Raw genomic sequence first — 22,368 nt, 5'->3', positions numbered from 1 at the left:
ATTCCATTGAATGGAATACACGCATTTGCATAAGAAATTGGATAGTCATTAAGTAGGGGTTCACATGCAGGGCACCAGAATTCATCTTATAGTTGGTGGGCTGCTACTGGCGGCAGCCAGTGGCAGCGTGCAGGCTGAAGCACTACAACCCGATCCTGCCTGGCAGCAGGGGGCGCTGGCCAACGGGTTTTCATGGCAGATTCTCGATACGCCGCAGCGGCCGAGCGACCGCGTGGAACTGCGGCTGATCGTCAATACCGGCTCTTTGGTGGAGTCTTCGCAGCAGACCGGCTTTGCCCACCTGCTGCCGCGGCTGGCGTTGACGCGCAGCGAAAGCTTCACGGCGCCGCAGCTGCGGGCGCTGTGGCAGCAGAGCGTAGATAACGAGCGGCCGCTGCCGCCGGCTATCATCTCGTACGATTTCACCATGTATAACCTCAGCTTGCCGAACAACCGGCCCGATCTGCTGAAAGAAGCGCTGGCCTGGCTGGCGGACACCACCGGCAAACTGGCGATCGACGAGCACACGGTGCACGCGGTGATGAATTCCAGCATCAATCCGGTCGGCACTTTCCCACCCAATACCAAAGACGCCTGGTGGCGTTACCGCCTGAAAGGCTCGACGCTGCTGGCGCACGATCCGGCGCAGCCGGCGAAACGGCCGGTCAACCTTGAGCAGTTGAAGAAATTCTATCAGCAGTGGTACACACCGGACGCCATGACGCTGTTCGTGGTCGGCAAGGTTGACAGCCGCAGCCTGGGCGAGCAGATCAACAAGGCCTTCTCGCCGCTGCAGGGCAAACGTGAAACCCCGGCTCCGTTGCCGACCTTGACGCCGCTGCCGCAGCAGCCGGTGAGCCTGATCAGCGAGCAGGTGAAGCAGGATACGCTGTCGATCATGTGGGATTCGCCATGGCACCCGATTCGCGATTCGCAAAGCCTGCTGCGCTACTGGCGTGGCGATCTCGCCCGCGAGGCGTTGTTCTGGCACCTCCAGCAGACGCTGGAAAAAAGCGACCAGAAAAACCTGCATTTGGGCTTTGACTGCCGCGTGCAGTACCAGCGCGGGCAGTGCGCCATCCACCTGGATACGCCGAACAACAATCTGAACGGCAGCCTGGGCTTCATTGCCCGCGAACTGGCCAACGTGCGTGACAACGGCCTGTCGAAAGAGGAATTCGATGCGCTGCTGGCGCAGAAAAACGATCAGCTGAGCAAGCTGTTCGCGACCTACGCCCGTACCGACACCGACGTGCTGATGAGCCAGCGTCTGCGGTCACAGCAGAGCGGGGTGGTGGATATCGCGCCGGAGCTGTACCAGAAGCTGCGCCAGGAGTTCCTGTCCAGCCTGACGCTGGAGACGCTGAATCAGGCGCTGAAGCTGCAGTTGTCTCAGGAGGCGACGCTGGTGCTGATGCAGCCGAAGGGCGAGCCGGAAATGAGCATGAAGCAGTTGCAGGATACCTATGACGGCATCATGATGCCGGCGCCGGCGGTGGTGACGGAAGAAGCCAAACCGGCCGACACCGCGGTGGCTGCGCCGGCGACGGACGCCGCTGGCGCGCAGTAATTCGTGGCAGGGGGCTCAGGCCCCCTAGTTGCGGTACAGCACCTTGATGATGTGGTAACCGAACTGGGTTTTGACCGGGCCGTAAGGTTTGAGCAGCGGAATGCTGAACACCGCTTTATCGAACGCAGGCACCATTGCGCCTTTGTTGAATTCGCCCAGCGAGCCGCCGTTGCGTTTTGACGGGCAACTCGAGTATTTGCGCGCCAGCGTGTCGAAGCTGACGCCGCGCTTCAGCTTGGCCAGCAGCTCGTTGGCCAGCTTTTCATTGTCTACCAGAATGTGCAGGGCGCACGCCGTTTTTGCCATGGTATTGCCTTTATCGATGCGAAAATTGCGCTGATTATACCCGCTAAATCTCATCGGCGCTTTCTGCTACAATTCCCTTCCACGTTTTACAGTCGAGCCAGTCAGCGCCATGCGATTAAACCCCAGCCAACAACAAGCCGTCGAATTCGTTACCGGGCCCTGCCTGGTGTTGGCCGGTGCCGGTTCCGGCAAGACGCGCGTTATCACCAACAAGATAGCCCACCTGATCCACCACTGCGGCTACCAGGCGCGGCACATCGCCGCCGTGACCTTTACCAACAAAGCCGCGCGCGAGATGAAAGAGCGCGTGTCGCAAACCCTGGGACGCAAAGAGGCGCGCGGGCTGATGATTTCCACCTTCCACACCCTGGGGCTGGAGATCATCAAGCGGGAATATGTGGCGCTGGGCATGAAGTCCAACTTTTCGCTGTTCGACGACCAGGATCAGCTGGCATTGCTGAAAGAGCTGACCGAAAAGTGGCTGGAAAGCGATAAAACGCTGGTGGCGCAGCTGATTTCGACCATCTCCAACTGGAAAAACGACCTGATCGATCCCCAGCGGGCGGCGGAGCTGGCGCGCTCGGAGCGCGACAAACTGTTCGCCCATTGCTACGGTCTTTACCACGCCCATATGCGGGCGTGCAACGTGCTGGACTTCGACGATTTGATCCTGTTGCCGACGCTGCTGCTGCAACGCAACGAAGAGGTGCGTGAACGCTGGCAGCAGCGCATTCGCTATCTGCTGGTGGATGAGTATCAGGATACCAACACCAGCCAATACGAGCTGGTGAAGCTGCTGGTGGGCCATCGCGCGCGCTTTACCGTGGTGGGCGACGACGATCAGTCGATCTACTCCTGGCGCGGCGCGCGGCCGCAGAACCTGGTGCTGTTGAAGGAAGATTTCCCGGCGCTGCAGGTGATCAAACTGGAGCAAAATTATCGCTCCAGCGAGCGCATTCTGAAGGCGGCCAACATCCTGATCGCCAATAACCCGCACGTGTTTGAAAAACGGCTGTTTTCCGAACTCGGGTATGGCGAAGAGCTGAAGGTGGTGACCGCCAATAACGAGGATCACGAAGCCGAGCGCGTGGTGGGGGAACTGATCGCCCACCACTTCGTGAAAAAAACCAACTACGGCGACTATGCGATTCTGTACCGCGGCAACCACCAGTCGCGGGTGTTTGAAAAGATGCTGATGCAGAACCGCATCCCGTACAAGATTTCCGGCGGTACGTCGTTCTTCTCCCGCCCCGAGATCAAGGATTTGCTGGCCTACCTGCGCGTGCTGACCAACCCGGAGGACGACAGCGCCTTCCTGCGTATCGTCAATACTCCCAAGCGCGAGATCGGCCCGGCGACGCTGCAGAAGCTCGGCGAGTGGGCCAACCAGCGCAACAAGAGTTTGTTCCATGCCAGCTTCGATCTGGGGCTGAGCCAGCACCTGACCGGGCGCGGGCTGGAATCGCTGCAGCGTTTCACCCACTGGCTGGGCGGCATCGCCCAGCAGGCGGAGCGTGAGCCGGTGGCGGCGGTGCGCGATCTGATCCGCGGCGTGGATTATGAGAGCTGGCTGTTTGAAACCTCGACCAGCCCGAAGGCCGCCGAAATGCGGATGAAGAACGTCAATACGCTGTTCGGTTGGATGACGGAGATGCTGGAAGGCAACGATTTGGACGAGCCGATGACGCTGACTCAGGTCGTGACGCGTTTCACCCTGCGCGACATGATGGAGCGAGGTGAAAGCGAAGAGGAGCTGGATCAGGTGCAGCTGATGACGCTGCACGCTTCCAAAGGGTTGGAGTTCCCCTACGTGTTCCTGGTGGGCATGGAAGAGGGGCTGCTGCCGCACCAGAGCAGCATCGACGAAGACAATGTCGATGAAGAGCGGCGTTTGGCCTATGTAGGGATCACCCGTGCGCAAAAAGAGCTGATCTTCACCCTGTGCCGCGAACGCCGTCAGTACGGTGAGTTGGTGCGGCCGGAGCCGAGCCGATTCCTGTTGGAGCTGCCGCAGGACGATTTGGCGTGGGAAACCGAGCGCAAAGTGGTGAGCCCGCAGGAGCGGATGCAGAAGGGGCAGAGCCATCTGGCCAATATCCGCGCCCAGTTGGCCAAGGCCAAAGGCGGGAATTAAAAAGCAAGGGCGCTCATCGCGCCCTTGTCATTTCAACGTTGTTCTTCCAACCGCAGCGTCCAGTGGACGTAGCTCTGCCAGTGGCTTTCCTGCTCCAGCGCCTCGGCGCGCAGCGGATGCTGCTCCAGCCAACCCGGCGGCAAGATCACCGTCAGGTCATCGTCCTGATTGGCGCGTAAACGCACCGCCGGTAGCGTGTCGTCGCGGCGGCGGCTGGCGAAGATGATCGCCAGGCGCAAAATGCGGCACAGACGCTGCGCGGTGCGCGGCGGCAGGGCGTTTTGCTGGTTCAACAGCGACAGGTCGAGGGTGTTGCTCTGGTTTTGCAACAGGGTGGCCAGCAGTTTTTTCTGCGCGGGAGTAAAACCGGGTAAGTCCAGGTGGCGGATCAGGTAGGCGGCGTGTTGCGGCGCCTGCTTGAAATCGACGCTGAGGCCGAGTTCGTGGATCAGGCTGGCGCTGTGTAATAGCTCGCGACATCGCGCATCCAACTGCCACTCGTTGGCGACCTGCTGCGAGAAGTTGGCGGCGAGCTGGCTGACGCGCTCGGCCTGCTCGGTGTCGATCAGGTAGCGACGCTGCAGGTTGCGGATGGTGCGGGTGCGAATATCCTGCTCCACCGGCAGATGCAGCATGCCGTAAACCAGGCCTTCACGCAGCGCACCGCCGGCCAGCATCATGCTTTCGATACCCAGTTCCTGGAAGATGGCCAGCAGAATGGACAGGCCGCTCGGGAAGACCAGCGCGCGTTCCAGCGTCAACCCTTCGATCTCCAGCTCTTCCAGCTTGCCGCACTGAATGGCCCGCTGTTTCAACTGGCGCAGCTTGGGCAGGGTGATGCGTTCATCCATGCCTTGCGCCACCATGATTTCCTGCAGCGCTTGTACGGTGCCGGAAGCGCCGACGCAGATTTGCCAACCGTGCTGGCGCAGCTGCGGCGCGATCGGCCGCACCATTTCGCGCGCGGCCTGTTCGGCGCGCTCGAAGTTTTCTTGCCCGAGGTTGCGATCGCTGAAGTAGCGCTCCAGCCAGGTGACGCAGCCCATCGACAGGCTGTACAGCTGCGATGCCTGTGCGCCGGTGCCGGTGACCAGTTCGGTACTGCCGCCGCCGATATCGACGACCAGCCGACGATCCGGCCCGCCGGTGGTGTGTGCGACGCCGTGATAAATCAGCCGCGCCTCTTCTTCACCGCTGATGACCTGCACCGGGCAGCCGAGGATTTGCTCGGCGGCCTGCAGAAACTCATCGGCGTTGGACGCCAGACGCAGCGTGGCGGTGGCGACAACGCGGATCTGCTCGCGCGGAATGTCCTGCAGGCGTTCGGAGAACAGCCGCAGACACTGCCAGCCGCGCTGCATGGCCTCATGCGACAGGTGATTATTCTGATCCAGCCCGGCCGCCAGGCGCACTTTGCGCTTGATCCGCGCCAGAGTCTGAATGCTGCCGGCCACCTCGCGCACCACCAGCATATGGAAGCTGTTGGAGCCGAGATCGATGGCAGCATAAAGCGTGCTGGAGCTGAGCATGGCGATCAGCTCGAACGTTTACGGTTGTTGCGCGGCGCGCCGCCGCGACGTGGCGCGGAGTTGCGACGTGGGCCGTTGCCGCCGCGCGGACGCGACAGGCGCTTCGGCGCCGGTAGATCGGTCAGCAGCGCATCGCTGTTGTACTTGCTCACTGGAATGCTGTGATCGATATAGGTCTCGATCGCCGGCAGGTTGAGCGCGTACTCTTCACAAGCCAGGCTGATGGAGTGACCGCTGGCACCTGCTCGGCCGGTACGGCCGATGCGGTGCACGTAGTCTTCGCAGTCGTCAGGCAGATCGTAATTGAAGACGTGCGTGACGGCGGGAATGTGCAGACCGCGCGCGGCGACGTCGGTGGCGACCAGGATATCCAGATTGCCCTTGGTGAAGTCGTCGAGGATGCGCAGGCGTTTTTTCTGCGCTACGTCACCGGTCAGCAGGCCGACGCGGTGACCGTCGGCGGCCAGGTGGCCCCAGATGTCTTCGCAGCGGTGCTTGGTGTTGGCGAAGATGATGGCGCGATCCGGCCACTCTTCTTCGATCAGCGTCTGCAGCAGACGCATTTTTTCTTCGTTGGACGGGTAGAACAGCTCTTCTTTAATGCGGTGGCCGGTTTTCTGTTCCGGTTCCACTTCAACATATTCGGCGTTGTTCATCTGCTCGAAGGCCAGTTCGCGTACGCGATAGGACAGCGTGGCGGAGAACAGCATGTTCAGGCGTTGATCGGCCGCAGGCATGCGGCGGAACAGCCAACGGATGTCTTTGATAAAGCCGAGATCGTACATGCGATCGGCTTCATCCAGCACGACGACCTGCATCGCGCCGAGATCGACATAGTTCTGCTTGGTGTAATCGATTAAACGGCCGGTGGTGCCAATCAGAATGTCCACGCCGCTTTCCAGCACTTTCAGCTGTTTGTCGTAGCCGTCGCCGCCGTAGGCCAGGCCCAGCTTCAGGCCGGTGGTCTGGGAGAGGGCTTCCGCATCGGAGTGGATTTGCACCGCCAGTTCACGCGTAGGCGCCATGATCAAGGCGCGCGGCTGATTGGTCTGGCGATCCTGTTTCGCCGGGTGGGTCAGCAAATAGTGAAAAGTAGACGCCAAAAACGCCAGCGTCTTTCCGGTACCGGTTTGCGCCTGACCTGCAACGTCACGCCCGGAGAGCGTGAGCGGCAATGCTAACGCCTGGATGGGCGTGCAATTGTGAAACCCTTTTTTCTCAAGGGCTTCAAGGACTAACGGGTGCAGGGCGAAGTCGGAAAACTTCTGTTCGGTCAAGTGTGTTTTGCTCATAGTGTGGTAGAATATCAGCTAACTATTGCTTTACGAAAGCACATCCGTTGAAATAAACGCGGTGCAATAAAATCACCTTGAGTTGGTTAATGCTACACCAACAAGGTAGACATAATCCTGTGGAGTAGAACATGAGCGATAAAATTATTCACCTGACTGACAGCAGCTTCGAAGCTGACGTGCTGAAAGCGGAAGGGCCGATCCTGGTCGATTTCTGGGCTGAATGGTGTGGGCCGTGCAAGATGATTGCTCCGATTCTGGATGAGATTGCCGAAGAGTTCGAAGGCAAACTGACCATCACCAAGCTGAATATCGATCAGAACCCGGCTACCGCGCCTAAGTACGGTATCCGTGGCATCCCTACGCTGTTGCTGTTCAAGAACGGTGAAGTGGCCGCGACCAAGGTTGGCGCGTTGTCCAAAGGTCAGCTCAAAGATTTCCTGAACGCGAATCTGTAATCGGGCGGGAAGCCCAGTATCAGGCGCCTGGCGGTGATGTTCAATTCACCGCTAGACGCCTGCCAAGAAGCGTGTTAAGTTTAACCACACTGCATATAGAACTTGCCCGAAGTTTTAAATCTAAAGAGTTTGAATCTAAAGCTATACTCTGTGTCGAACCACTGGCGTTGAAAGTAAACTGAACTCAACCCGTGTTTTGGCAATCAAACGGTTTTGCAAAAATCATTTTTAAGGTACCTTCGATCTTCAACCGTCAATGCGTGCGCCCGATGTAAGCCATTTCTTACCGCGACGGCTCTGCGCCCGGTGATCGAACGTCCAGTAAACAGGCACGCATCTCGCTGCCATACCATTCACGATACAAGTTCGAGACATACCCCGAGTTTAAGAACCCACCACTATGAATCTTACCGAATTAAAGAATACGCCGGTTTCTGAGCTGATTACTCTCGGCGAAAATATGGGGCTGGAAAACCTTGCCCGCATGCGCAAGCAGGACATCATCTTCTCCATTCTGAAGCAACATGCGAAAAGCGGAGAAGATATCTTCGGCGACGGCGTGCTCGAGATATTGCAGGATGGATTCGGTTTCCTCCGCTCTGGAGACAGTTCCTACCTCGCCGGTCCCGACGACATCTACGTATCCCCTAGCCAAATCCGCCGCTTCAACCTCCGCACAGGTGACACCATTTCCGGTAAGATTCGTCCGCCAAAAGAAGGCGAGCGCTATTTTGCCCTGCTGAAAGTCAACGAAGTCAACTACGACAAGCCGGAAAACGCCCGCAGCAAGATCCTGTTCGAGAACTTGACGCCGCTGCACGCCAATTCCCGTCTGCGGATGGAGCGCGGCAACGGCTCGACCGAAGACTTGACGGCGCGCGTACTGGATCTGGCGGCGCCGATTGGCCGCGGCCAGCGTGGCCTGATCGTGGCACCGCCGAAAGCCGGTAAAACCATGCTGCTGCAGAACATCGCGCAGAGCATCGCCTACAACCACCCAGACTGTGTGCTGATGGTGCTGCTGATCGACGAACGTCCGGAAGAAGTGACCGAGATGCAGCGCCTGGTGAAAGGCGAAGTGATCGCATCGACCTTCGACGAGCCGGCTTCGCGTCACGTGCAAGTGGCCGAAATGGTGATCGAGAAGGCCAAGCGCCTGGTTGAGCACAAGAAAGACGTGATCATTCTGCTCGACTCTATCACCCGTCTGGCGCGCGCCTACAACACCGTGGTGCCGGCCTCGGGCAAGGTGCTGACAGGTGGTGTGGACGCCAACGCCCTGCATCGTCCGAAGCGCTTCTTCGGTGCGGCGCGTAACGTGGAAGAGGGCGGCAGCCTGACCATCATCGCGACCGCGCTGGTTGATACCGGTTCGAAGATGGATGAAGTGATCTACGAAGAATTTAAAGGTACCGGCAACATGGAATTGCATCTGGCGCGTAAAATCGCCGAGAAACGCGTATTCCCGGCTATCGATTACAACCGCTCCGGTACCCGTAAAGAAGAGCTGCTCACCACCTCTGAAGAGCTGCAAAAAATGTGGATCCTGCGCAAAATCATTCATCCGATGGGTGAAATCGACGCGATGGAGTTCCTCATTAATAAGTTGGCGATGACTAAAACCAACGATGAATTCTTCGATATGATGAAACGCTCATAATTCGTTAAAAAATTCGCTGAACGCCACGCCTAGTCGTGGCGTTTTTCGCTTTTGGCGGATACGATAAGTAGCAGTAATGGAAAAGTAAGTTGTTTCCTCGACTTATTGAGAATTCATCTTGTTTGTCGGTCGGTTTCGCGCCGGTCGGCTTTGCTGCTGTCATTTTGTCAGTCGATGCGAAGAAAATAGGCATGAATCACCGTTGTCATAGGAAATGACCGAAAGGTAGCGGGGGCCGATGGCACAAGCCTTAGCCCGTGGTAAGCTGCCTTATCTTCTACAGAGATCTGTTAACTGTGAACTTACTCACTATGAGTACTGAAATTCTATTTGTTTTCCTGTTTTCTTTGGCTTTTCTCTTTGTTGCCCGCAAGGCGGCAAAACGTATTGGTCTGGTAGATAAACCCAATTATCGCAAACGCCATCAGGGGCTGATTCCTCTGGTCGGCGGTATTTCCGTTTATGCCGGGTTGTGCTTCGCGTTTTGGATCTCTGAACAACCCATCGCACACGCCAAGCTTTATCTCACCTGCGCCGGTATTCTGGTGTTTGTGGGGGCGCTCGACGATCGTTTCGATATCAGCGTTAAAATTCGCGCCCTGGTGCAGGCGCTGGTCGGCATCGCCATGATGGTGTTCGCCGGTCTGTATCTGCGCAGCTTCGGCCATGTGCTGGGTGACTGGGAGATGCTGCTGGGGCCGTTCGGCTATCTGGTGACGCTGTTCGCGGTATGGGCGGCGATCAACGCTTTCAATATGGTCGACGGCATCGATGGTCTGCTGGGCGGTTTGTCTTGCGTCTCCTTCGGGGCGCTGGGCCTGCTGCTGTACCTGAGCGGCCATCATGAGCTGGCGTTCTGGTGCTTTGCGATGATCGCCACTATCGTTCCCTATATTTTGCTCAATCTCGGCATCCTCGGCCGCCGTTATAAGGTGTTTATGGGGGATGCCGGCAGCACCCTGATCGGCTTTACCGCCATTTGGCTGCTGCTGCAAAGTTCACAGGGAAAGGCGCACTCGATCAACCCGGTGACCGCGCTGTGGATCATCGCTATTCCGCTGATGGACATGATAGCAATCATGTATCGCCGTTTACGCAAGGGGATGAGCCCCTTCTCTCCCGATCGTCAACATATTCACCACCTGATCATGCGCGCCGGCTTTACGCCGCGGCAGGCTTTCGTGCTGATCACCCTGGCGGCCGCGTTGCTGGCTGCGGTGGGCGTGATCGGCGAACGCCTGACTTTTATCCCTGAGTGGGTTATGTTGGCATTATTCTTGCTTGCCTTCTTCCTGTACGGTTACTGCATCAAGCGCGCCTGGCGGGTTGCGCGGTACATTAAGCGTATCAAGCGCCGCTTGCGGCGTTCGGGCGATAACAAGCAAGTACCTTAACCAGAGACCAGAGGCTTTTTGGCTGTGATGAATCCAGAAACAACGTCTGACAAGCATACCCCGGCGGTGGATAACGAACTCGATATCCGCGGCCTGTGCTGCACCCTGTGGCGCGGCAAACCGTGGATTATCGGCATTGCGGTGCTGTTCGCGGCGGTCGCGCTGATCGTTTCTTACCTGGTTAAGCAAGAGTGGAGCGCCACCGCGATCACTGACAGGCCGACGGTGAATGCGCTGGGCGGTTATTACTCCCAGCAGCAGTTCCTGCGCAATCTGGATGTGCGCACGCTGCCGGCGGCGGCGGCCGGCGATCAGCCGAGCATCGCGGATGAAGCGTACAATGAGTTCATCATGCAGCTGGCGGCTTACGACACCCGTCGCGATTTCTGGCTGCAGAGCGATTACTACAAACAGCGTCAGGAAGGGGATGCCCGTGCCGATGCGGCATTGCTCGACGAGCTGATCAATAACATCCTGTTCACGCCGCGCGACGACAAAAAAGTCCCGAACGACGGCGTGAAGCTGACGGCGGAAACCGCCGCGGACGCCAACCGCTTGCTGCGCCAATACGTGGCCTTCGCCAGCCACCGCGCTGCCCTGCACCTGAACGAAGAGATCCAGGGCGCGTGGGCCGCTCGCACCACCTCGATGAAGGCACAGGTCAAGCGCCAGGAAGCGGTCGCGGAGGCGGTTTACAAGCGCGAGCTGAACACCACGCAACAGGCGTTGAAAATTGCCGAGAGCCAGGGGATCAGCCGTACGCAAACCGACACTCCGGCCGAACAGTTGCCGGATTCGGATCTGTTCTTGCTGGGCCGGCCAATGCTGCAGGCGCGTCTGGAAGGCCTGCAGGCCTCCGGCCCGACCTACGATCTGGATTACGATCAGAACCGCGCAATGCTGGCGACGCTGAACGTTGGCCCGACGTTGGATGAGAAGTTCCAGACCTATCGCTATTTGCGCACGCCGGAAGAGCCGGTAAAACGCGACAGCCCACGCCGGGTCTTCTGGCTGATTTTGTGGGGCGCGATGGGCGCGTTGGTTGGCGCCGGTGTGGCCTTGGCGCGTCGGCCGCGTAGTTAAAAAAATAATATAATAATCTGATGCAGGGCGCGTGAGCGCCCCATTCGCAGGCGGGGCCTGCGATTAACCGACCAAAAGAGATTCGCTGTGAAAGTGTTGACTGTTTTCGGCACCAGACCTGAAGCCATTAAAATGGCGCCGCTGGTACATGCACTGGCCCAGGATGAGGCCTTTGAAGCAAGAGTCTGCGTAACGGCACAGCATCGTGAGATGTTGGATCAGGTATTGCGGTTGTTCGAGATCACGCCGGATTACGACCTGAACATCATGAAACCCGGCCAGGGGCTAACGGAAATCACCTGTCGCATCCTGGAAGGGCTGAAAGGGGTGCTGGAAGACTTCAAACCGGACGTGGTGCTGGTGCACGGCGATACCACCACCACGCTGGCGACCAGCCTGGCGGCGTTCTATCAACGCATTCCCGTTGGGCATGTCGAGGCCGGGCTGCGTACCGGCAATCTGTATTCTCCCTGGCCGGAAGAGGCCAACCGCAAACTGACCGGCCATCTGGCGATGTACCACTTCGCGCCGACCGAGAACTCGCGCCAAAATCTGCTGCGCGAGCTGCTGCCGGACAACCGTATTTTTGTGACCGGCAATACGGTGATCGACGCGCTGTTCTGGGTGCGCGATCGCGTGATGAGCGATGCTGCGCTGCGCGCCAGCCTGGCGCAGCGTTACCCGTTCCTCGACGCCGACAAAAAACTGATTCTGGTCACCGGCCATCGCCGGGAAAGTTTTGGCGGCGGTTTTGAGCGGATTTGCAGCGCGCTGGCGGAGATCGCCCGCAGCCACCCGGAAGTGCAGGTGGTGTACCCGGTGCATCTCAATCCGAATGTCAGCGAGCCGGTGAATCGCATTTTGAAAGGCATCGACAACGTCATGCTGATCGAGCCGCAGGATTATTTGCCGTTTGTCTATCTGATGACCCACGCTTACATGATCCTTACCGACTCCGGCGGCATTCAGGAAGAGGCGCCCTCGTTAGGCAAGCCGGTGCTGGTGATGCGCGATACCACCGAGCGCCCGGAGGCGGTAGATGCGGGCACGGTGCGCCTGGTCGGCACCGATGTGGCCAAAATTGTTGAAGCGGTGACCCGGCTGTTGACGGACGAAAGCGAATATCACGCGATGAGCCGGGCGCACAACCCATACGGCGACGGGCATGCCTGTCAGCGTATCCTCGAAGCTTTAAAGAATCATCAGGTGACACTATGAGTTTTGACACTATTTCGGTTATCGGCCTGGGTTATATCGGCTTGCCAACGGCGGCGGCGTTTGCTTCCCGCAAGAAAAAAGTGGTGGGCGTAGATGTTAACCAACATGCGGTAGATACCATTAATCGCGGTGCTATCCATATCGTCGAACCGGATCTGGATAAAGTGGTCAAGGATGCCGTCGACGGCGGTTTCCTGCAGGCGGTGACCAAACCGCTGGCGGCTGACGCGTTCCTGATCGCGGTGCCTACGCCGTTCAAGGGCGATCATGAGCCGGATCTGGCCTATGTCGAGGCGGCGGCGAAATCGCTGGCGCCGGTGCTGAAAAAAGGCGATCTGGTGATCCTTGAGTCCACCTCGCCGGTGGGCGCCACTGAACAGATGGCGGCATGGTTGGCGCAGGCGCGCAGCGATCTCAGCTTCCCGCAACAAGCGGGCGAAGCGGCGGACGTGAATATCGCCTACTGCCCGGAGCGCGTGTTGCCGGGGCAGGTGATGGTGGAGCTGATTCAAAACGATCGCGTGATCGGCGGCATGACGCCGAAGTGCTCGGCGCGCGCCAGCGAACTGTACAAGATTTTCCTCGAGGGGGAATGCGTGGTCACCAACTCACGCACTGCCGAGATGTGCAAGCTGACGGAAAACAGCTTCCGCGATGTGAACATCGCCTTTGCTAACGAACTGTCGCTGATTTGCGCCGAACAAGGGATCAACGTCTGGGAACTGATTCGCCTGGCGAACCGTCACCCGCGGGTGAACATTCTGCAGCCTGGCCCAGGCGTCGGCGGCCACTGCATCGCCGTCGATCCGTGGTTTATCGTAGCGCAGAACCCACAGCAGGCGCGCTTGATCCACACCGCGCGTCTGGTAAACGACGGTAAACCGTTGTGGGTAGTCGACCGGGTGAAAGCGGCGGTGGCCGATTGCCTGGCCGCCACCGACAAGCGGGCGTCAGAGGTGAAAATCGCCTGCTTCGGCTTGGCCTTCAAGCCGAATATCGACGATCTGCGCGAAAGCCCGGCGGTAGAAGTCGCGCACCTGATCGCCGAATGGCACGCCGGCGAAACGCTGGCAGTGGAACCGAACGTCGAGCAGCTGCCGAAGTCGTTGGCGGGCCATGTGACGTTGACGCCAATCGCCGAAGCGTTGCAGCAGGCCGATGTGATCGTGATGTTGGTCGATCATCAGCAGTTCAAGGCCATCCGGCCGGAAGATGTAAAACAAACATGGGTAATTGATACCAAAGGAGTCTGGCGTTGAAACGTATCTTAGTCACCGGTGGTGCCGGTTTTATTGGTTCTGCAGTTGTGCGGCACATCATCGAGGCCACCGGCGATAGCGTGGTGGTGGTGGATAAGCTGACCTATGCCGGTAACCTGGAGTCGCTGGCGGTAGTGGCCGACAGCGATCGTTATGCCTTCGAGCAGATCGACATCTGCGATCGCGTCGGGTTGGATCGGGTATTCGCCCAGTATCAACCGGATGTAGTGATGCACCTGGCGGCGGAAAGCCACGTCGATCGCTCTATAGACGGCCCGGCGGCGTTTATCGAGACCAACGTGGTTGGCACTTACACGATGCTGGAAGCGGCGCGCCACTACTGGCAGCCGCTGGCGGCAGAGAAGAAGCAGGCTTTCCGTTTCCATCATATCTCCACCGACGAAGTGTACGGCGATCTGCACGGTACGGACGATCTGTTCACCGAAACCACACCGTATGCGCCGAGCAGCCCGTATTCCGCTTCCAAGGCGTCGAGCGATCATCTGGTGCGCGCCTGGTTGCGTACCTACGGTTTGCCGACCCTCGTGACCAACTGTTCGAACAACTACGGCCCTTATCATTTCCCGGAGAAGCTGATCCCGCTGGTGATCCTGAATGCGGTAGCTGGCAAACCGCTGCCGGTATACGGCAACGGTGCGCAGGTGCGTGACTGGCTGTATGTCGAAGATCACGCGCGTGCGCTCTATCAGGTCGTGACCGAAGGCGTAGTAGGAGAAACTTACAATATTGGTGGCCATAACGAGCGCAAGAATATCGAAGTGGTGCAGACCATCTGTGACCTGCTGGAAGAACTGGCGCCAAACAAACCACAGGGCGTGGCGCACTACCGCGATCTGATCACTTACGTTAAGGATCGCCCGGGCCACGACATGCGTTACGCCATCGACGCCGGCAAAATCGATCGTGAGCTGGGCTGGCGCCCGCAGGAAACGTTCGAAAGCGGCATTCGCAAGACGGTAGCCTGGTACCTGGCTAACGAAACCTGGTGGCGCCGGGTGCAAGACGGGTCTTATGCCGGCGAGCGTTTGGGGTTGTCAGATTAATTTAACGCCGCGCCGCCCTGAAGTGGCGCGGCGGGTTTTGGAGTAAGTATGAAAGGTATTATTCTGGCCGGCGGTTCCGGCACGCGTCTGCATCCGATTACTCGTGGTGTGTCCAAGCAACTGCTGCCAATCTACGACAAGCCGATGATCTATTACCCGATGTCGGTACTGATGCTGGCGGGGGTCCGCGATATTTTGATTATCTCTACCCCGGAAGATCTGCCGTCCTTCGAGCGTTTGTTGGGTAACGGCGAACAGTTCGGCGTCAATCTCAGCTACGCTGCACAGCCTAAGCCTGAAGGCTTGGCCCAGGCGTTCCTGATCGGCGAGGAGTTTATCAACGGCGATTCTTGCTGCCTGGTGTTGGGGGATAACATCTTCTTCGGCCAGTCTTTCAGTCCGAAATTAAAAAACGTCGCGGCTCGCACCGAGGGTGCCACCGTGTTCGGTTATCAGGTCATGGATCCTGAACGCTTTGGCGTGGTGGAGTTTGACGATAACTTCCGTGCGCTGTCGATCGAAGAAAAACCGAAGAAACCGAAATCTGATTGGGCGGTGACCGGCCTGTATTTCTACGATAGCCAGGTGGTGGAGTTTGCCAAGCAGGTGAAGCCTTCCGAGCGCGGCGAGCTGGAAATCACCAGCATCAATCAGATGTATCTGGAGCGCGGTGAACTGACCGTCGAGCTGTTGGGGCGCGGTTTTGCCTGGTTGGATACCGGCACTCACGACAGCCTGCTGGAAGCCAGCAGCTTCGTACAGACGGTAGAAAAACGTCAGGGCTTTAAAATCGCCTGTCTGGAAGAGATCGCCTGGCGCAACGGTTGGCTGGATGACAAGGGGCTGAAACGCGCCGCCACCGCATTGTCCAAAACGGGCTACGGCAAGTATTTGCTGGATCTGCTGCATGCACGTCCACGCCACTATTGAGCCTTTGTCATGGGAAAGTGAGTTTTTTGCGCTAGACAGCGCGAAACTCAGTTTCTCCTCCTCAGCCCCGGTTCTGGCTGAGGCCGACTTGGCGGCTTATGCCCTGGTGCAGGCTAAAGTCTCCGCACAGCAATTGGCCTTGGCGGATGGCCTGGCCGATTTGGGCTTCCGCCTGGTTGAGGGCGAGGTCGATCTGGTTTTGGCGCTTGATAACAGGTCGATACTTAAATTTGGTGACCGCGTACAGGCGATACGCTTCGCGACCGAGGCCGATATCCCCGCATTGCGTAGCGCGGCGGCTCAGGCATTCGCCGCCAGCCGCTTTCGTGCACCCTGGTATCAACCTGATGACAGCGGCCGGTTTTATGCTTTATGGATCGAAAAGGCCGTTTTGGGCACTTTCGATCATCAATGCCTGTTGGCGCTGGACGAACAGGGGCACCCAGAAGGATTCGTCAGCCTGCGCAATTTGGGCGAACGGGAAACGCGCATCGGCCTGTTGGCAGCTTTCCCCGGCGCATCCGGCCGGGGGATTGGTTCCAGGCTGATGGCGGCGGCGATCGCCGAATGCCGGCGGCAGGGGATGCAGCGCCTACGGGTCGCGACCCAGATAGGCAATATCGCCGCATTACGACTCTATCAACGACAGGGTGCCGTGATTGAAAGCACCGCGTACTGGTTATACAGAGGTAGACATGATTCCATTTAACGCACCACCGGTTGTTGGCACTGAACTGGAATATATGCAGGCTGCCATGGGCAGCGGCAAGTTGTGCGGCGACGGCGGTTTTACCCGTCGCTGCCAGCAGTGGATGGAACAGCATTTCGGCAGCGCGAAAGTGCTGTTGACGCCTTCCTGCACCGCGTCGTTGGAAATGGCCGCCATCCTGCTGGATATTCAGCCGGGCGACGAAGTGATCATGCCGAGCTTTACCTTCGTTTCAACCGCCAACGCCTTTGTGCTGCGCGGCGCCAAAGTGGTGTTCGTCGATCTGCGGCCGGACACCATGAACATCGACGAAACCAAAATCGAAGCGGCGATTACCGATAAAACCCGCGCGATCGTGCCGGTACACTACGCCGGCGTCGCCTGCGAGATGGATACCATCATGGCACTGGCGAAGAAATATAACCTGTTCGTGGTTGAAGATGCCGCGCAGGGCGTGATGTCGACCTACAAAGGCAAGGCATTGGGCACCATCGGCCATATCGGCTGCTTCAGCTTCCATGAAACCAAAAACTATACCGCCGGCGGCGAAGGCGGCGCGACGCTGGTGAACGATCCGGCCCTGATCGATCGGGCGGAAGTCATCCGCGAGAAAGGCACCAACCGCAGCCAGTTCTTCCGTGGCCAGGTCGACAAATATACCTGGCGCGACATCGGCTCCAGCTACTTGATGTCTGACCTGCAGGCCGCCTACCTGTGGGGTCAGCTGGAAGTGGCGGAGCGCATCAACCAGCGCCGCCTGTCGCTGTGGCAGAAGTACTACGACAGTTTCCTGCCGTTGGTTCGGTCAGGCCGTATCGAGTTGCCGAGCATTCCGGCGGACTGCGTGCATAACGCGCACATGTTCTATATCAAGTTGCGCGATATCGAAGAGCGCACGGCCTTTATCGACTACCTGAAGGAAGCTGAAATCATGGCCGTGTTCCACTATATCCCGCTGCATGACTGCCCGGCCGGCGAACAGTTTGGCCGCTTTGCCGGCGAAGACCGTTACACCACGCAGGAAAGTGCGCGTCTGGTGCGTTTGCCGCTGTTCTACAATATGTCCGATGTCAATCAGCGTACGGTAATCAATACCATCCTGAGCTTCTTCGCCTGATATGTCGTTGGCAAAAGCGTCGATATGGACCGCCGGTTCCACGCTGATCAAAATTGGCGTGGGACTATTGGTGGTGAAACTGCTGGCGGTGGCGTTTGGCCCCAGCGGCGTGGGGCAGGCGGGTAACTTTCGCCAGTTGATCACCGTGCTGGGCGTGCTGTCCGGCGCGGGCATTTTTAACGGCATCACCAAATACGTGGCGGAGTACCACCAGGACTCGCAGCGTCTGCGTCTGGCGGTCGGCACCGCGTCGAGCATCGTGCTGGGCTTTTCGACCTTGCTGGCGCTGGTGTTTTTGTTCGCCGCCGAGCCGATCAGCGTCGGGCTGTTCGGGCATGCCGATTACGTCGGCGTGGTGCGCGCCGTCGCCTTCATTCAGATGGGCATCGCCTACGCCAACCTGTTCATGGCGGTGCTGAAAGGTTATCGCGACGCGATGGGCAACGCGCTGGCGGTGATCGGCGGCAGCCTGATCGGCGTGGTGGCTTATTATCTGTGCTTCAAGCTGGGCGGCTATGAAGGCGCGCTGGCAGGGCTGGCGTTGGTGCCGGCGTTGGTGGTGTTGCCGGCCGGGCTGATGCTGTGGCGGCGCAAAACGTTGCCGCTGCGCTACCTGGCTCCGCGCTGGGACAACGGGGTGGCCGGCAACCTCGGCAAATTCACCCTCATGGCGTTGATCACCTCGGTGACGCTGCCGGTGGCCTACGTGATGATGCGTAACCTGTTGGCCGCGCATTACGGTTGGGATGAGGTGGGGATCTGGCAAGGCGTCAGCAGCATTTCCGATGCCTATCTGCAGTTTATCACCGCCTCGTTTACCGTCTATCTGCTGCCGACGCTGTCGCGGTTGACGGACAAGGGCGCCATCTCGCGGGAGATCGTGCGCTCGCTGAAATTCGTGCTGCCGGCGGTAGCGGCGGCGAGCTTTACGGTGTGGTTGCTGCGTGATTTCGCCATCTGGCTGCTGTTCTCGGACAAGTTCGTCGCCATGCGCGATCTGTTTGCCTGGCAGCTGGTGGGCGACGTGCTGAAAGTCGGGGCCTATGTGTTCGGCTATTTGGTGATCGCCAAAGCGTCGCTGCGCTTTTATATCCTGACGGAAGTCAGCCAGTTTCTGCTGTTGACGCTGTTCTCGCACTGGCTGATCCCGCTGCGCGGCGCGCTGGGGGCGGCTCAGGCCTATATGGCAACCTACATCGTGTATTTCGCGCTCTGTAGCTGCGTGTTTCTTATTTATCGTAGACGAGTATGACCACACTGATTCACGTTCTGGGATCCGATATCCCGCATCATAACCAGACGGTGCTGCGCTTCTTTAACGACGTGCTGGCGCCGCGTTTGCCGGCTGAGCAGACGCGGCATTTTATGGTGGCGGCCAAGGATGTGGCGGCACTGGGGGATTTCCCCGCCCTGAACATTGAGCCTTACGCCGACAAGAAGAGCCTGGCGGCGGCGGTGATCGCCCGCGCCCAGGCCGATCGCGATGCGCGCTTCTTCCTGCACGGTCAGTTCAATCCGGGGCTGTGGCTGGCGCTGCTGAGCGGCAAGATCAAGGCACGTCAGGTCAGTTGGCATATTTGGGGCGCCGATCTGTACGAAGACGCCACCAGCTGGAAATTTCGGCTGTTTTACCTGCTGCGCCGCATTGCGCAGGGGCGAGTGGGGAACGTGTTCGCCACCCGCGGCGACGTGATCCACTATCAGCAGCGCCATGCGCGGGTGCCGGCCTCGTTGTTGTACTTCCCGACGCGGATGGATCCGGCGCTGACCGACGTTCACGTCGAGAAAAATCTGGCCGGGCCGATGACAATTCTGGTGGGCAACTCCGGCGATCGCAGCAACCGGCATATCGAAGCGCTGCAGGCGATCCATCAGCAGTTCGGCGCCGACGTGCGCGTGATCCTGCCGATGGGCTATCCGGCCAATAACGACGCCTACATCGAGCAGGTGCGCGCCGCCGGATTGCCGCTATTCGGCGAGAAAAATCTGCAGCTGCTCACGCAGCAGGTGGCGTTTGAGGACTACCTCAACATCCTGCGCGCCTGCGATCTCGGCTATTTCATTTTCAATCGCCAGCAGGGGATAGGCACCCTGTGCCTGCTGATTCAGTTCGGCGTGCCTTTCGTGCTCAGCCGGCAAAACCCGTTCTGGCAGGATTTGGCGGAGCAGCACCTGCCGGTGCTGTTCTACGGCGACTCGCTCGACGAGGCGGTGGTGCGCGAAGCGCAGCGCCAGCTGGCGGCGGTGGACAAGCAGACGATCGCCTTCTTTAATCCGAACTATGTCGACGGCTGGCAGCAAGCCCTGGCGCTGGCGGCGGGAGAGCACTCATGACGTTGGCGCAATTCGGCGGCCTGTTCGTCGTCTACCTGGTCAGCCTGACGTTTATTCTGACGCTGACCTACCAGGAGTTTCGGCGCGTGCGCTTTAACTTCAACGTCTTCTTCTCGCTGCTGTATTTGCTGACGTTTTATTTCGGCTTCCCGCTGACCTGTCTGCTGGTGTTTCAGTTTGACGTCGAGGTGGTGCCGGTGGAGTTTCTGCTGTACGCCTTGCTGTCGGCGACGGCGTTTTACGCCATCTATTACGTCACCTACAAGACCCGGCTGCGCAAGCGCCGCTCTCAGCCGCGCGCGGCGCTGTTCACCATGAACCGGGTGGAAACCCATATGACCTGGGTGCTGCTGGCGCTGGTGGCGATCGGGACCGTGGGGATTTTCTTCATGCAGAACGGCTTCCTGCTGTTCAAGCTCAATTCCTACAGCCAGATCTTCTCCAGCGACGTGTCCGGCGTGGCGCTCAAACGGTTCTTCTACTTCTTCATTCCGGCGATGCTGGTGGTCTATTTCCTGCGGCAGGATCTGCGCGCCTGGTTCTTGTTCCTGGTGGCGACGGTGGCGTTCGGCATTTTGACCTACGTCATCGTCGGCGGCACCCGCGCCAATATCATCATCGCCTTCGCGCTGTTCCTGTTTATCGGCATCGTGCGCGGCTGGATCACGCTGTGGATGTTGGCGGCGGCGGGCATATTCGGCGTGGTCGGCATGTTCTGGCTGGCGTTGAAGCGCTATAGCCTGGACGTCAGCGGCGCGGAAGCGTTTTATACCTTCCTCTATCTGACCCGAGACACCTTCTCGCCGTGGGAAAACCTGGCGCTGCTGCTGCAAAATTACGACAAGATCGATTTCCAGGGCCTGGCGCCGATCTTGCGTGATTTCTACGTCTTTATCCCAACGTGGCTATGGCCGGGCCGGCCGGACGTGGTGCTGAACTCGGCCAACTATTTCACCTGGGAAGTGCTGAACAACCACTCCGGGCTGGCGATATCCCCGACGCTGATCGGTTCGCTGGTGGTGATGGGCGGCGCGCTGTTTATCCCGCTCGGTGCGATTCTGGTGGGCATGATCATCAAGTGGTTCGACTGGCTGTATGAGTTGGGCAAAACCGAACCGAACCGCTATAAGGCGGCTATCCTGCAAGGATTCTGCTTCGGTGCGGTGTTCAACATGATTGTATTGGCGCGCGAAGGGGTGGACTCATTCGTTTCGCGCGTGGTGTTCTTCTGCATTATTTTCGGCGCCTGTCTGGTGCTGGCGAAGTTGCTGTATTGGCTGTTCGATACCGCCGGGCTCATCAAGGCCAGAGTGACGCGCGCCCGCGCGCTGGCCTCTCCCCCACGGGCGGACGGTCTTTTGTAAGGGTAATGACGACGATGGAAACAAAGATTTCGGTGCCGCAGTATGAGCTGCGCGGTTTCAGCCTGTGGGGCTTTCGCGATATGGCACACTGTATGAACTTTCTGTTCGACGGCGGCCGGGTCAAACAGGGCACGTTGGTGGCCATGAATGCGGAAAAGATCCTGAAGGCGGAAGAGGACCCGGCGCTGCATGCGTTGCTGGATGAAGCGGAGTACAAGTACGCCGACGGCATCAGCATGGTGCGCTCGATTCGCCGCAAATACCCGGCGGCGGACGTTTCGCGCGTCGCGGGCGCCGATCTTTGGGAAGCCTTGATGCAGCGTGCCGGCCGTGAAGGCACGCCGGTCTTCCTGATCGGCGGCAAGCCGGAGGTGCTGGCGGAAACCGAACGGAAGCTGCGCAGCCAGTGGAACGTTAACCTGGTGGGCAGCCAGGACGGCTATTTCAAACCGGAGCAGCGAGAGGCGCTATTCGAGCGTATTCGCGCCAGCGGCGCCGCCATCGTGACGGTGGCGATGGGATCGCCGAAGCAGGAGATCCTGATGCGCGACTGCCGCAAGGTGCATCCGCAGGCGCTGTATATGGGCGTGGGCGGCACCTACGACGTGTTTACCGGCCACGTGAAGCGTGCGCCCAAGGTGTGGCAGAACCTCGGTCTGGAATGGCTCTACCGCCTGCTCAGCCAGCCCAGCCGCATCGGCCGGCAGCTGAAGCTGTTGAAGTTTGTCGGCTACTACTACAGTGGCAAAATGTAATCGCTTATTCGGGGTGGAATGTGTCGGTTCGCCCCGGTCTGCTGTACCAATAATCTGCTTTTGCCTATTTCTCCCGCATATCTATAACCCCCAGCCCTAAACGTCGCCGCATTTATTCCATAAAGTTTTAAATTGCGGTTTGCTTATAGCGACGAAATGCGAAACGATACCGCCCGGAAATTATCCCTGGCC

General features: G+C 58.8%; 19 protein-coding genes. 16 read left to right on the top strand and 3 right to left on the bottom strand.

The window, feature by feature from the left end:
- The first annotated feature begins 64 nt into the window (after positions 1 to 64).
- Positions 65 to 1,570, top strand: coding sequence for a pitrilysin family protein (locus J9788_RS17595; protein WP_182265642.1), 1,506 nt, complete (start codon positions 65 to 67; stop codon positions 1,568 to 1,570).
- 24 nt (positions 1,571 to 1,594) lie between these two features.
- Here the strand turns inward: J9788_RS17595 and ppiC are convergent, their stop codons facing one another.
- On the bottom strand, positions 1,595 to 1,876 hold the full coding sequence (ppiC, locus tag J9788_RS17590; protein WP_004934175.1) for a peptidylprolyl isomerase PpiC: 282 nt from the start codon (positions 1,874 to 1,876) through the stop codon (positions 1,595 to 1,597).
- Positions 1,877 to 1,985: 109 nt separating this feature from the next.
- Here ppiC and rep point away from each other — a divergent pair, with 109 nt between their 5' ends.
- Positions 1,986 to 4,010, top strand: a complete 2,025-nt coding sequence (rep, locus tag J9788_RS17585; protein ID WP_033652441.1) for a DNA helicase Rep — start codon at positions 1,986 to 1,988, stop codon at positions 4,008 to 4,010.
- 32 nt (positions 4,011 to 4,042) lie between these two features.
- On the opposite strand, the gene ppx is transcribed toward rep, so the two are convergent.
- Complete coding sequence (ppx, locus tag J9788_RS17580; RefSeq protein WP_182265643.1) at positions 4,043 to 5,539, bottom strand: exopolyphosphatase; 1,497 nt, start codon at positions 5,537 to 5,539, stop codon at positions 4,043 to 4,045.
- 5 nt (positions 5,540 to 5,544) lie between these two features.
- Positions 5,545 to 6,831: an ATP-dependent RNA helicase RhlB gene (rhlB, locus tag J9788_RS17575; RefSeq protein WP_025160400.1), complete on the bottom strand. Its 1,287-nt coding sequence runs from the start codon at positions 6,829 to 6,831 to the stop codon at positions 5,545 to 5,547.
- A gap of 131 nt (positions 6,832 to 6,962) precedes the next feature.
- Between rhlB and trxA the strand changes: the two genes are divergently transcribed.
- From trxA to wecG, 14 genes are all read left to right on the top strand, one after another.
- Complete coding sequence (gene trxA / locus J9788_RS17570) at positions 6,963 to 7,289, top strand: thioredoxin TrxA (RefSeq protein WP_004934187.1); 327 nt, start codon at positions 6,963 to 6,965, stop codon at positions 7,287 to 7,289.
- A 400-nt stretch (positions 7,290 to 7,689) separates the two neighbouring features.
- On the top strand, positions 7,690 to 8,949 hold the full coding sequence (rho, locus tag J9788_RS17565) for a transcription termination factor Rho (RefSeq protein ID WP_004934188.1): 1,260 nt from the start codon (positions 7,690 to 7,692) through the stop codon (positions 8,947 to 8,949).
- A gap of 296 nt (positions 8,950 to 9,245) precedes the next feature.
- Positions 9,246 to 10,343, top strand: a complete 1,098-nt coding sequence (wecA, locus tag J9788_RS17560; RefSeq protein ID WP_025160399.1) for a UDP-N-acetylglucosamine--undecaprenyl-phosphate N-acetylglucosaminephosphotransferase — start codon at positions 9,246 to 9,248, stop codon at positions 10,341 to 10,343.
- Positions 10,344 to 10,370: 27 nt separating this feature from the next.
- The gene (wzzE, locus tag J9788_RS17555; RefSeq protein ID WP_182265644.1) at positions 10,371 to 11,426 is read left to right on the top strand and encodes an ECA polysaccharide chain length modulation protein; all 1,056 of its coding nucleotides are present in this window, start codon (positions 10,371 to 10,373) and stop codon (positions 11,424 to 11,426) included.
- Positions 11,427 to 11,513: 87 nt separating this feature from the next.
- A complete protein-coding gene (gene wecB, locus J9788_RS17550) occupies positions 11,514 to 12,644 on the top strand; it encodes a non-hydrolyzing UDP-N-acetylglucosamine 2-epimerase (RefSeq protein WP_004934198.1) in 1,131 nt (376 codons plus the stop codon).
- A complete protein-coding gene (wecC, locus tag J9788_RS17545) occupies positions 12,641 to 13,903 on the top strand; it encodes a UDP-N-acetyl-D-mannosamine dehydrogenase (protein WP_182265645.1) in 1,263 nt (420 codons plus the stop codon). Before wecB ends, wecC begins: the two co-directional genes overlap by 4 nt.
- Positions 13,900 to 14,967: a dTDP-glucose 4,6-dehydratase gene (gene rffG, locus J9788_RS17540; RefSeq protein ID WP_182265646.1), complete on the top strand. Its 1,068-nt coding sequence runs from the start codon at positions 13,900 to 13,902 to the stop codon at positions 14,965 to 14,967. Before wecC ends, rffG begins: the two co-directional genes overlap by 4 nt.
- Before the next feature lie 48 nt (positions 14,968 to 15,015).
- Positions 15,016 to 15,897, top strand: coding sequence for a glucose-1-phosphate thymidylyltransferase RfbA (rfbA, locus tag J9788_RS17535; RefSeq protein WP_182265647.1), 882 nt, complete (start codon positions 15,016 to 15,018; stop codon positions 15,895 to 15,897).
- On the top strand, positions 15,875 to 16,606 hold the full coding sequence (gene rffC / locus J9788_RS17530; RefSeq protein ID WP_182265648.1) for a dTDP-4-amino-4,6-dideoxy-D-galactose acyltransferase: 732 nt from the start codon (positions 15,875 to 15,877) through the stop codon (positions 16,604 to 16,606). Before rfbA ends, rffC begins: the two co-directional genes overlap by 23 nt.
- Positions 16,593 to 17,723, top strand: a complete 1,131-nt coding sequence (gene rffA, locus J9788_RS17525; protein ID WP_033631478.1) for a dTDP-4-amino-4,6-dideoxygalactose transaminase — start codon at positions 16,593 to 16,595, stop codon at positions 17,721 to 17,723. Before rffC ends, rffA begins: the two co-directional genes overlap by 14 nt.
- A 1-nt stretch (position 17,724) precedes the next feature.
- Positions 17,725 to 18,975 (top strand): lipid III flippase WzxE, encoded by a 1,251-nt coding sequence (gene wzxE, locus J9788_RS17520; RefSeq protein ID WP_033631479.1) that lies wholly within the window; start codon positions 17,725 to 17,727, stop codon positions 18,973 to 18,975.
- Positions 18,972 to 20,057, top strand: a complete 1,086-nt coding sequence (locus tag J9788_RS17515) for a TDP-N-acetylfucosamine:lipid II N-acetylfucosaminyltransferase (RefSeq protein ID WP_033631480.1) — start codon at positions 18,972 to 18,974, stop codon at positions 20,055 to 20,057. Before wzxE ends, J9788_RS17515 begins: the two co-directional genes overlap by 4 nt.
- The gene (gene wzyE / locus J9788_RS17510) at positions 20,054 to 21,421 is read left to right on the top strand and encodes an ECA oligosaccharide polymerase (RefSeq protein WP_033631481.1); all 1,368 of its coding nucleotides are present in this window, start codon (positions 20,054 to 20,056) and stop codon (positions 21,419 to 21,421) included. Before J9788_RS17515 ends, wzyE begins: the two co-directional genes overlap by 4 nt.
- 14 nt (positions 21,422 to 21,435) lie before the next feature.
- Positions 21,436 to 22,176: a lipopolysaccharide N-acetylmannosaminouronosyltransferase gene (gene wecG / locus J9788_RS17505; protein ID WP_182265649.1), complete on the top strand. Its 741-nt coding sequence runs from the start codon at positions 21,436 to 21,438 to the stop codon at positions 22,174 to 22,176.
- Positions 22,177 to 22,368: the final 192 nt, after the last annotated feature.

It is taken from the genome of Serratia sp. X10 (genome assembly GCF_017811775.1).
In the GTDB taxonomy this organism is placed as follows: Bacteria; Pseudomonadota; Gammaproteobacteria; order Enterobacterales; family Enterobacteriaceae; genus Serratia; species Serratia ureilytica.
Note: the sequence above shows the minus strand (reverse complement) of the source record. Positions and strands in the feature narration are given on the sequence as shown.